This window comes from Cellulomonas sp. P5_E12, from assembly GCF_054049315.1.
The window spans coordinates 86,153-95,557 of record NZ_JBFUMP010000014.1; the positions used below are offsets into that span (position 1 = coordinate 86,153).

Here is a 9,405-nt window from a genome sequence, read left to right on the forward strand (position 1 = left end):
CGCCGGAAATGGGGGTGCCGCCGCGACCCGCGATGGCGCACGATGGCTGGCATGAGCCCTCTCCCCGCCGGATACCGACTCGTCGACGTGCCCGAGAGCCGCAAGGACGAGTTCCTCGAGGTCGACCGGCTCGCGTTCGGGTTCGACTCCACGCCCGAGACCGACGCCCTCGTGCCGATCACCTTCGTCTGGGATCGCGCGCAGGCGGTGGAGGATCCGGACGGCCGCCTCGCGGCGGTCCACGCCTCGTACGAGCACGCCATGCCGGTGCCGGGCGCCACGATCGCGTGCTCGGGCCTGACGTGGGTGGGCGCGCGGCCCGACCAGCGCCGCCGCGGCCTGCTCACGGTCATGATCGAGTCGCACTTCACCCGCTCGCTGGCGCGCGGGGAGCCCGTCTCGGCGCTGTTCGCCGCCGAGCACGCGATCTACGGCCGGTACGGCTACGGCTCGGCCGCCGACGACGTCCGCGTGAAGATCGCCCGCGGCGCCGCGCTGCGGGAGGTGGCCGGCACGGACGGGCTGACCGTCAGGCTCGCCACGGCGGACGTCGCGGCGCACAGCGCGATCGTCGACGAGATCCACCGGGCGGGCGGCGCCGGCCGACCGGGCTGGACGACACGCGACTCCGACGCCTGGCGCACGCGCGTCGTGGTCGACCCGCCGGCCTGGCGGGACGGCGGCGAGCCGCTGCGCATCGTCACCGTGCACGACGCCGCCGGGGCCGTGCGCGCGTACGGGCTGTTCCGACGCAAGGAGAACTGGGCGGAGGGCGGCTCGGCCGGCAGCGTCAAGGTTCGCGAGGCCGTCGCGCTCGACCCCGCGGCCACGCACGCCCTGTGGGCGTTCCTGCTCGATCTCGACCTCACCGCCACCGTCGAGGGTCCGATGCTTCCCGTCGACGACGCGCTCCTGCACCTGCTGGTGGACCCCCGCGCCATCGTGCCCAAGGTCAACGACAACCTGTGGATCCGCCTGCTCGACCTGCCGGTGGCCCTGGCCGGCCGACGGTACGCCGCGCCGGTCGACGTGGTCCTCGAGGTGACCGACACGCGGCTGCCCGCGAACGCGGGCCGCTGGCGCCTGGTCACGGGCGAGGCGGAGGCGGACGGGACGTTCGCCGCGACCGTCGTCCGCACGCACGAGGCCGCCGACCTGCGGCTCGACGTCCGCGAGCTCGGGGCGGCCTACCTGGGCGGGCGGTCGCTCGCGGCGCAGGCCCGGGCCGGTCTGGTGCTCGAGGAGACGCCGGGCGCGCTGCAGTCCGCGGCCGCGGCGTTCCTCTGGCCGGTCGCGCCGTTCTGCTCGTACGTCTGGTAGCCCGTGGGCTACCGACCGGCCTCGTAGTCCGCGAGGAGGTCGATCCGGCGCTGGTGGCGCGGGTCGTGGCTGAACGGTTCGGCCACGAAGGCGTCGACCAGCGCGAGCGCCTCGTCCAGAGAGTGCTGGCGCGCCCCGATCGCGACCACGTTCGCGTCGTTGTGCTGCCGGCCGAGCTGGGCCGTCGTGAGGTTCCACGCGAGCGCCGCGCGTACACCGGCGACCTTGTTGGCGGCGATCTGCTCGCCGTTGCCCGACCCGCCGATGACGACGCCGAGCGAGCCCGGGTCCGCGACGACGGCCTCGCCGGCGGCGAAGCAGAACGGCGGGTAGTCGTCCTGGGCGTCGTACGTGTGGGCGCCGTGGTCGACGACGTCGTGCCCGGCGGCGCCGAGGTGCTCGACGAGCGCCACCTTCAGCTCGTAGCCGGCGTGGTCCGAGGCGACGTGGATGCGCATGCGCCCATCCTGCCGGACGGTTCGCCGTGCGGTCGTCCGCCCTCGGCATAAGAGACGGCCGCGCGTCCGCAGGCGAACCTAGGCTGTCGCCCATGACGCGCAGTGGCATCGACCTCACCGCCCTCGACCCCTCGGTCCGTCCCCAGGACGACCTCTACGCCTACGTGAACGGCCGGTGGCTCGCCTCGCACCAGATCCCGGCCGACCGCGCGATGGACGGCTCGTTCCGCGCCCTGCACGACCAGGCGGAGGAGCAGGTGCGCGACATCATCGCCGACGCCGGTACCCACGTGAGCACAGCCGCGGCCGACGACCCCACCGATCCCGTCGAGGCCAAGGTCGGCGCGGTCTACGCGTCGTTCATGGACACCGACGCCATCGCCGCCGCCGGCACGGCTCCCCTGCGCACCGACCTCGCGCTGCTGGAGTCCGCGACGACGCAGGCCGAGCTGACCGGCGCGCTGGGCGCCCTGCAGCGCACCGGGGCGGGCGGCGTCGTCGGCTTCTACGTCGACAACGACGCCAAGGAGCCCACCCGATACGTCGTGCACCTCGTGCAGGGCGGCCTGGGGCTGCCGGACGAGGCCTACTACCGCGACGAGCAGTACGCCGAGGTGCTCGCGGCCTACCGCCCGCACGTCGCGCGCATGCTGCGCCTCGGTGGCGCCGCCGCGGACGAGGAGGCCGCCGACGACCTCGCTCGCCGAGTCGTCGCGCTGGAGACGAAGCTCGCCGCCGGCCACTGGGACGTGGTCAAGGACCGCGACGCCGACCTCACCTACAACGCGCTGAGCCTGACCGAGCTCGCGGCGCGCGCGCCCGGCTTCGACTGGCACTCGTGGGTCCTCGCGCTCGGGGCGCCGGCGGGGTCGTTCGACCGGCTGGTGGTGCGCGAGCCGTCGTTCGCCGAGGCGTTCGCGGTGCTGTGGGCCAGCGAGCCGCTGGCCGACTGGCAGGCGTGGGCCGCGTACCACGTCATCTCCGACCGGGCGGCGTACCTGAGCGACGAGCTGGTCGAGGCGAACTTCGACTTCTACGGCCGGACGCTGACCGGCGCGCAGGAGCTGCGTGACCGGTGGAAGCGCGGCGTCTCCCTGGTGCAGGGCGTGCTGGGTGAGGCCGTCGGCAAGGTGTACGTCGAGCGGCACTTCCCGCCCGCGCACAAGGCGCGGATGGAGGAGCTCGTCGCCAACCTGGTGGCCGCCTACCGCGAGTCGATCTCGCAGCTGGACTGGATGGGCGAGGAGACGCGCGCCAAGGCGCTGGCCAAGCTCGAGGCGTTCACGCCGAAGATCGGCTACCCGGCCCGCTGGCGCGACTACGGCACGCTCGAGGTCACGGCCGACGACCTCCTGGGCAACGTCCGCCGCGCCAACGCGTTCGAGCAGGACCGCGAGCTGGGCAAGATCGGCAAGCCCATCGACCGCGACGAGTGGTTCATGACGCCGCAGACCGTCAACGCGTACTACAACCCCGGCATGAACGAGATCGTGTTCCCCGCCGCGATCCTCCAGCCGCCGTTCTTCGACGCCGAGGCCGACGACGCGGCCAACTACGGCGGCATCGGGGCGGTCATCGGGCACGAGATCGGCCACGGGTTCGACGACCAGGGCTCGAAGTACGACGGCGAGGGCCGGCTCGAGGACTGGTGGACGGCCGCCGACCGCGCCGAGTTCGAGACCCGGACCAAGGCGCTCATCGACCAGTACTCGGAGTTCTCCCCCGTGCAGCTGGGCGGGTCGCACCACGTCAACGGCGAGCTGACCATCGGCGAGAACATCGGCGACCTCGGCGGGCTGTCGATCGCGCTGCAGGCGTACCGGATCGCTCTGGGCCGGCCCCTGGACGAAGCACCGGTGATCGACGGGCTCACCGGCGTGCAGCGCGTGCTGCTCGGCTGGGCGCAGGTGTGGCAGGCGAAGGGCCGCGACGAGGAGATCATCCGCCGCCTCGCCATGGACCCGCACTCGCCCAACGAGTTCCGCTGCAACGGCGTCGTGCGCAACGTCGACGAGTTCTACGCGGCGTACGACGTGCAGCCCGGCGACGCGCTGTACCTCCCGCCGCAGGAGCGCGTGCGGATCTGGTGATCAGCTGAGCAGGGCGCCCTGGTCCGGGCGGGCCGCCGCTACGCCGGCAGCTCGGACCAGGACGCCCTCGCGAGCTTGAAGCCGACGCCCGACCCGTCGACGCACTGCACGCCGTCGGTCCCGCTGCGGCAGGTGTACTCGCCCACGCTCGTCGCCTGGCCGTACTCGAGCACCGGGACGTCGTCACCGGCGACCGCAGGCGGGGGGCCGCTCACGCAGTCGAACGCGACGCCGTCGCTGTTGAGCACGAGCACGTGCCCGGTCACCTCGGTGCAGCCCGCCACGACGGGCGGCGCGTACGTGTAGCTGGCGATGGTGCAGGTCACGCCGTCGACCGACATCAGGCACTGGATGTTGCCGCTGGGCAGCGCGAACGCGACCGGCTCTGTGGAGGTCGAGGACGAGCTGGCCGACGGGCCCGCCGACGCCGTCGCGGCCGGCGTCTGACCGGCCGAGTCGCCGCCACCGTCGCCGTCGTTGTTCATGAACTTGAGCAGCAGCACCACGGCGAGCACGACGAGCACCACGTCGACGATGACGAAGAGCCGGACGTTGCGCGCCGAGGTCATACCGCTCCGATCCTCCCCGTGGGGACGCCGGCCCGCCCGGTGCTCGGGCGGGCTCGGCGACCAGGATCACACGGGACGAACCGGACGGGCCAATCGTCCTGGTCAGGCGATCAGAAGGACGGCCCGGCGGTCCGGGTGCGCTTCAGCTCGTAGAAGCCGGGCACGGTGGTCATGAGCGCGAGGCCGTCGAACAGCCGTCCCGCGTCCTCGCCCTTCGGGGCCGGGGTGATGACCGGGCCGAAGAAGCCGACCCCGTCGATGGCGACCACTGGCGTGCCCACCTCGTCGCCGACGAGCCCGATGCCCTCGCCGTGCGACTCGCGCAGCAGCACGTCGACCTCGTCGGTCCCGGCCACGTCGGCCAGCTCGGCCGGCAGACCGACCTCGGCGAGGGACTCGGCGATGATCGCGGCGGTGTCCGTGCGTCCGCCCGGGTGGCGGCGCGTGCCCATGGCGTCGTAGAGCGGCTTGATGACCTGCTCGCCGTGGTCGCGGGCGGCGGCGACGATGACGCGGACCGGGCCCCACCCCTCGTCCAGCATGTCGCGGTACTGCTGCGGCAGGTCGTCCCGCTTCTCGTTGAGGACCGACAGGCTCATCACGTGCCAGCGGACGTCGACGTCCCGGATGGCGCTGACCTCGTCCATCCAGCGGGAGGTCATCCACGCCCACGGGCAGGCGGGGTCGAACCAGAAGTCGACGACGGGGCGGGTGGTGGGCGTGCTCGTCACAGGGTCCTCCGAAGGTGTGGGTGCCTCGCGCAACCATCGGGGAACGTCCCCGTATTCCCCCCGGTGGTCAGGGGTTGGCGAGCACCTGCAGGGCCGCGGCCCGGCCGGGGATGCCGCTGACACCGCCGCCGCGCCGGGCACCGGCCCCCGCGAGCAGGACACGAGCGTCCGACGTGTCGACGCCCCACGTCCCGACCTCGTCGTCCGTCTCCGCCCACGGCCAGGACAGGTCCCGGTGGAAGATGTGGCCGGCGGGCAGGCCCACGTCCGCCTCGAGGTCGACCGGGCTGCGCACCTCGAGGCAGGGCTCGCCGTGCTCGTCCAGCGCGAGGCAGTCCGTCAGCGGCTCGGCCAGCACGCTGTCGATCGAGCGGAGCGTCGCCGCGAGCGCCGCGGTGCGGGCACCCTCGGGGTCCGCGACGAAGAGCCGGGCGGGCATGTGCAGCCCGAAGGCGGTGAGGGTCTGGTGGCCGGACGCGCGCAGCCCGGGACCGAGGATCGAGTCGTCGGTGAGCGAGTGGCAGTACGTCTCCACGGGGGGTCTCCGCGGGATCTGTCCGGCGGCCGCCTCGCGGTACGCGGTCTCGAGCTCGGTCGCGGACTCGTGCACGTGGAAGGTCCCGGCGAAGGCGACCCGGGGGTCGACGCCGGAGCGCAGGCGCGGCAGGCGCGTGAGCAGCATGTTCAGCTTGAGCTGGGCGCCCTCGGGCGCGGGCCCGGACGACTCCCGCCCGAGCAGCCGGTCGAGGACCGCCGGCGCGCAGGCCGCGAGGACGTGCCGGGCGCCGACCCTGCGCTCGGTGCCGTCCGTCCACACCACCTCGGCCGGCGTCGACGCGCTCCCCGGCTCGATCGCGACGACCTCGGCCGACGTGCGGACCTCGGCCCCGGCCGCCCGGGCCGCCGACTCCAGCGCGCCGCTGACCGCGCCCATCCCCCCGACCGGGACGTCCCAGTCCCCCGTCCCGCCGCCGATCACGTGGTAGAGGAAGCAGCGGTTCGCGCGCCCGTCGGGGTCGTGGGGGCGGGCGAAGGTCCCGATCAGCGCGTCCGTGAGCACGACGCCCCGGACGAGGTCGGTGCCGAACGCCGCGTCGACCACCTCGCCGATGGGCCGCTCGACGAGGTCGCGCCAATCGTCCGGCCCCAGCAGCCGGCGGGCGTCGTCCCTCGATACGAGCGGCTCGGTCATCGTCGGGAAGAGGCGTTCCGCGAGCGCCGCGGTGCGCGCGCCGAACGCCCGGAACGCGTCGAAGTCGCCGCTCGCGCCGACGTCGGCGAACGACGCCTCCGTCGCGGCGTCGTCGGCGGTGTCCACCAGGAGGCCGCCGTCCCCCGACGGCGTGTACGACGCGATGCGGCGTCGGCGCAGGTCGAGCCGCAGACCCAGCTCGTCGCGCACCTGCCGGGGCATCAGCGAGACCAGGTAGGAGTATCGCGAGACACGGGCGACCACGCCGGGGAACACCCGCGCCGACTGCGTCGCGCCGCCCACGTGGTCGGCACGCTCGAGCAGGAGCACGGACCGTCCGGCGCGCGCCAGGTAGGCCGCGGCGGTCAGCCCGTTGTGGCCCCCGCCGACGATGACGGCGTCGTAGGTCGCGTGCACGCGTCGACCCTAGGCCCGCACAGCAGGAGATCGACCGCCAGCAGGTGCGATGATCGACCCGGCCAAGAGCCAGCCCATCGCCTCCCAAGGAGTACCTGCGTGCCTGGAGAGAACCTCACCCGTGCCGAGGCGCGCGAGCGTGCCGCCGTCGTCCGCTCCGAGTCGTACGAGGTCACCCTCGACCTGACGACGGGGCCGACGACCTTCGCCTCCCGCACGGTGGTGCGGTTCGCGGCGGACCCGGGCGCGAGCACCTTCATCGACCTCATCGCGCCGACCGTGCACGAGGTGGTGCTCAACGGCCGGTCGCTGGACGTCTCCGACGTCGTCGCGGACTCCCGCATCCGGCTCGACGACCTCGCCGCGACCAACGAGCTCCTCGTCGTCGCCGACGCCGCGTACATGAACACGGGCGAGGGCCTGCACCGGTTCGTCGACCCGGTGGACGACGAGGTCTACCTGTACTCCCAGTTCGAGGTGGCCGACTCCCGGCGCGTGTTCGCCGTGTTCGAGCAGCCCGACCTCAAGGCCACCTTCACGTTCACCGTGACCGCTCCGGCGCACTGGACGGTCGTCTCCAACTACCCGCAGGTCGGCATGCCCGTCGTGGTCGAGGACGGCGTCAACCGCAACGGCGGCGTGGACAAGGGCACCGCGACGTGGACCTTCGAGACCACGCCGCGGATCGCGTCGTACATCACGGCGATCATCGCCGGGCCGTACCACGCCGAGCACCGGGAGCTCTCGAGCCAGGACGGCCGCGCGATCCCGCTCGGCGTCTACTGCCGCGGGTCGCTGGCGGAGCACCTGGACACCGACAACATCGTCGACATCACCCGCGCGGGCTTCGACTTCTACGAGCGCGCCTTCGGGGTCCCCTACCCGTTCGCCAAGTACGACCAGCTGTTCGTGCCGGAGTTCAACGCCGGGGCCATGGAGAACGCCGGCGCCGTGACGTTCCTCGAGTCGTACGTGTTCCGGTCCAAGGTCCCCGAGGCCACCATCGAGCGGCGCGCGGTGACGATCCTGCACGAGCTGGCGCACATGTGGTTCGGCGACCTGGTCACCATGCGCTGGTGGGACGACCTGTGGCTGAACGAGTCGTTCGCGGAGTACATGTCGACGCTCGCGACCGCGGAGGCCACGCGCTGGACCAGCGCGTGGACCACGTTCTCGTCGCTGGAGAAGAACTGGGCCTACCGCCAGGACCAGCTGCCCTCCACGCACCCGATCGTCGCCGACATGCGTGACCTCGAGGACGTCGAGGTCAACTTCGACGGCATCACGTACGCCAAGGGCGCGAGCGTGCTCAAGCAGCTCGTGTCGTGGGTGGGCCAGGACGAGTTCTTCGCGGGCGTGCGCGCCTACTTCGCCAAGCACGCGTGGGGCAACACCGAGCTGCGCGACTTCCTCACCGAGCTCGAGACCACCAGCGGCCGCGACCTGTCGGCGTGGTCGGGCCTCTGGCTGGAGAAGGCCGGCGTCACGCTGCTGCGCCCGGAGATCACGGTCGACGACGCCGGCACCATCACGTCGTTCGCGGTCCTGCAGGAGGTGCCCGACGAGTACCCCGTGCAGCGCCCCCACCGCCTCGCGATCGGCGGCTACGACCTCGACCGGGCCACCGGACGGCTGGCCCGCACGGTGCACGTCGAGCTCGACATCGACGGCCCGCGCACCGAGGTGCCCGCGCTGGTCGGCGTGCCCCGCCCGGCGCTCGTGCTGGTCAACGACGACGACCTCGCGTACGCCAAGGTGCGCCTGGACGACCGCTCGCTCGCCGCGTCGATCGACCTGCTGGGCTCGTTCGACGACTCGCTGCCCCGCACGCTCGTGTGGACCGCCGCCTGGGACGCCACGCGTGACGGCGAGGCGCCCGCGCGAGACTTCGTCGACCTGGTGCTGAACAACATCGCGCACGAGACCGACTCGTCGGTCGTGCTGGTGCTGCTGCGGCAGCTGACGACCGCGCTCGACCTGTACGTGGCCCCCGAGCACCGCCTCGCCACCGAGGTCGCCGCGGCCGACCGCCTGCTCGAGCTGGCACGGGCCGCCGAGGCTGGCTCGGACACACAGCTGCAGCTGGTGAAGGCCTTCGCCGGGCGCGCCGCGACCACCGGGCAGCTCGACGCCGTCCGGGACCTGCTGGACGGGAGGGCCACCCTCGACGGCCTGTCGATCGACACCGACCTGCGCTGGGAGCTGCTCACGTCGCTCGTCGCGGGCGGCCGCGCCGCCGAGGCCGACATCGCCGCCCAGCTGGCCGACGACGCCACGGCCACCGGTCAGCGCGCCGCGGCCGCCGCACGGGCGGCCGTCCCCAGCGCCGAGGCCAAGGCCGCGGCCTGGACCTCCGTGGTCGACGAGGACGGGCTGCCGAACGCGCTGCAGGCCGCCACGATCGCCGGCTTCGGTCGGGTGCACGACCGCGCGCTGCTCGTGCCGTTCGTCGAGCCGTACTTCGCCGGGCTCGAGTCGGTGTGGGCGGACAAGACGAGCGAGATGGCGCAGAACATCGTCGTCGGGCTCTACCCGACGGACCTGGTCGACGACGCGTCGGTCGACGTGCTCGGCGCCACCGACGCGTGGCTGGACGCCCACCCGGGCGCCCCCGCCGCGCTGCGGCGC

The 9,405-nt window shown here is 73.2% G+C and carries 7 protein-coding genes; 3 read left to right on the top strand and 4 right to left on the bottom strand.

What is annotated here, in order from left to right; all coding sequences use genetic code 11:
* The first annotated feature begins 51 nt into the window (after window positions 1–51).
* A complete protein-coding gene (locus ACXJKA_RS12960) occupies window positions 52–1,320 on the top strand; it encodes a GNAT family N-acetyltransferase (protein WP_456825617.1) in 1,269 nt (422 codons plus the stop codon).
* Between the two features lie 8 nt (window positions 1,321–1,328).
* Here the strand turns inward: ACXJKA_RS12960 and ACXJKA_RS12965 are convergent, their stop codons facing one another.
* Window positions 1,329–1,778: a ribose-5-phosphate isomerase gene (locus ACXJKA_RS12965; RefSeq protein ID WP_456825618.1), complete on the bottom strand. Its 450-nt coding sequence runs from the start codon at window positions 1,776–1,778 to the stop codon at window positions 1,329–1,331.
* Window positions 1,779–1,870: 92 nt separating this feature from the next.
* Between ACXJKA_RS12965 and ACXJKA_RS12970 the strand changes: the two genes are divergently transcribed.
* Window positions 1,871–3,868 (top strand): M13 family metallopeptidase, encoded by a 1,998-nt coding sequence (locus tag ACXJKA_RS12970; protein WP_456825619.1) that lies wholly within the window; start codon window positions 1,871–1,873, stop codon window positions 3,866–3,868.
* A 38-nt stretch (window positions 3,869–3,906) separates the two neighbouring features.
* Here the strand turns inward: ACXJKA_RS12970 and ACXJKA_RS12975 are convergent, their stop codons facing one another.
* The 3 genes from ACXJKA_RS12975 to ACXJKA_RS12985 all read right to left on the bottom strand — a co-directional run bounded on the left by ACXJKA_RS12975 (window position 3,907) and on the right by ACXJKA_RS12985 (window position 6,777).
* The gene (locus ACXJKA_RS12975; protein WP_456825620.1) at window positions 3,907–4,437 is read right to left on the bottom strand and encodes a hypothetical protein; all 531 of its coding nucleotides are present in this window, start codon (window positions 4,435–4,437) and stop codon (window positions 3,907–3,909) included.
* A gap of 110 nt (window positions 4,438–4,547) precedes the next feature.
* Complete coding sequence (locus ACXJKA_RS12980; RefSeq protein WP_456825621.1) at window positions 4,548–5,168, bottom strand: mycothiol-dependent nitroreductase Rv2466c family protein; 621 nt, start codon at window positions 5,166–5,168, stop codon at window positions 4,548–4,550.
* Between the two features lie 67 nt (window positions 5,169–5,235).
* Complete coding sequence (locus ACXJKA_RS12985) at window positions 5,236–6,777, bottom strand: phytoene desaturase family protein (RefSeq protein WP_456825622.1); 1,542 nt, start codon at window positions 6,775–6,777, stop codon at window positions 5,236–5,238.
* Between the two features lie 99 nt (window positions 6,778–6,876).
* On the opposite strand from ACXJKA_RS12985, the gene pepN reads away from it, so the two are divergent.
* Window positions 6,877–9,405: aminopeptidase N (gene pepN, locus ACXJKA_RS12990; protein ID WP_456825623.1), on the top strand; the 2,529-nt coding region annotated here is incomplete at its 3' end.